Origin of the sequence: Streptomyces turgidiscabies Car8, assembly GCF_000331005.1 — a bacterium.
Taxonomy (GTDB): domain Bacteria; phylum Actinomycetota; class Actinomycetes; order Streptomycetales; family Streptomycetaceae; genus Streptomyces; species Streptomyces turgidiscabies.
In genome coordinates this window covers 1-1,617 of sequence record NZ_AEJB01000319.1, presented here as the reverse complement: position 1 = coordinate 1,617, position 1,617 = coordinate 1, and the positions used below count along the sequence as shown (strand labels likewise).

General features: G+C 72.7%; 2 protein-coding genes. One reads left to right on the top strand and one right to left on the bottom strand.

The features are described 5' to 3' along the window. Positions 1-360, bottom strand: coding sequence for an ArsR/SmtB family transcription factor (locus STRTUCAR8_RS21225; RefSeq protein ID WP_006377940.1), 360 nt, complete (start codon positions 358-360; stop codon positions 1-3). A gap of 139 nt (positions 361-499) precedes the next feature. Here STRTUCAR8_RS21225 and STRTUCAR8_RS21220 point away from each other — a divergent pair. Beyond that, a partial coding sequence (locus tag STRTUCAR8_RS21220) for an MFS transporter (protein ID WP_006377939.1) occupies positions 500-1,617 on the top strand: 1,118 nt, incomplete at its 3' end.

Genomic DNA, 1,617 nt, shown 5'->3' with positions numbered 1-1,617 from the left:
TCAGTCGTGCGGCGCGCTCCCGCTGACCCTGTGGTCGGCGTGGCTCAGCGCCTCCATCACCAGGCGGCGCAGATGCCCGTCCCGCAGGCGGTAGTGGACGTACCGGCCCTCGCGCCGGGTCTCCACCAGCCCCGCGAGCCGCAGCTTCGCCAGATGCTGGCTGACCGCCGTCCTCGACGCCTCGCACCGCTCGGTCAGCGAGCCGACGTCCGACTCCCCCTGCGCGAGCAGCCACAGCAGATGCAGCCGTGTCGCGTCGGACAGCAGCGCGAACACCTCGGTCGCCTCCGCGAGACGCGCGCTGTCCGGGGCACGCAGATGCGCATGGGCCGCAGTTGGCAGGGTCTCGCGAGCTGGCATGCCCTCAGCGTAGAGGCAGGACGGACCCGTCGAGCGTGCCCGCGTACCGATTCCCGCATCAACATGTGCGCAGGTGCGCACCTATGGCTAGAGTGGAGTCGGACCGCGCCCGCTCCCCGACCGGCCAAGGGACCGCCGCATGCTCTCCGTACTCCGCAACCGCACCTACCGCCGTCTCTTCACCGCCCAGGTGGTCGCCCTGACCGGCACCGGCCTGGCGACGGTCGCTCTCGCGCTGCTCGCGTACGACCTGGCGGGCCCCGACGCCGGTTCGGTGCTCGGCACCGCGCTCGCGGTCAAGATGGTGGCGTACGTGGTGATCGCCCCGGCCGTCGGCGCGGTCGCCGACCGACTGCCGCGCCGCGCGCTGCTGGTGGCGGCGGACCTCACGCGGGCCGGGGTCGCGCTGTCGCTGCCGTTCGTGGACCAGGTCTGGCAGGTGTACGTCCTGATCTTCCTGCTCCAGGCGGCGTCGGCCGCGTTCACCCCCACCTTCCAGGCCGTCGCGGCGGACGTACTGCCGGGCGAGAGCGACTACACACGGGCGCTGTCCCTGTCCCGGCTCGCCTACGACCTGGAGAGCCTGTTCAGTCCGGCCCTCGCCGCCGCACTGCTGTCACTGATCACCTACAACTGGCTGTTCCTGGGCACGGTGGCCGGCTTCCTGGCCTCGGCCGCCCTGGTCGCCTCCGCCGCACTCCCCAAACCCGCCCTCACCAGGACTCCACAGACCGGCGGGGTCCGTGAGAAGAGGACCACGGGCGCCCGCCTCTTTCTCGCCGTCCCACAGTTGCGCGCCCTGCTCGCCCTCGATCTGGCGGTGGCCACCGCGGGCGCCATGGTCACCGTCAACACCGTGGTCTACGTCCGTGATCAGCTCGGCCGGAGCGCCGGTGACGTACCGCTGGCGCTCGGCGCTTTCGGTGCGGGCTCGATGATCGTGGCCCTGCTCCTGCCCCGGGTGCTCGACCGGGTCCCGGACCGTGCCGTGATGCTGCCGGGAGCCCTGCTGCTCACCGTCGTCTTCGTCGCTCTCGGCGCCATCACCTCGGCGGGCGGCGGCAGTTGGCGCTGGCCCGCACTGCTGGCCGCGTGGGCGGCGTTCGGTGCGGCCTGCTCGACGGTGCTCACTCCGACGGGACGGCTGATCCGCCGGGCGGCGCCGGCCGAGGCGCGCACTTCGGCGTTCGCGGCCCAGTTCTCCCTCTCGCACAGTTGCTGGCTGCTCACCTACCCGCTGGCCGGCTGGCTCGGCGC

What these genes read in the sequence shown, in the direction of transcription:
- STRTUCAR8_RS21225 (WP_006377940.1), bottom strand. Translation starts at nt 360, where the DNA reads ATGCCAGCTCGCGAGACCCTGCCAACTGCGGCCCATGCGCATCTGCGT.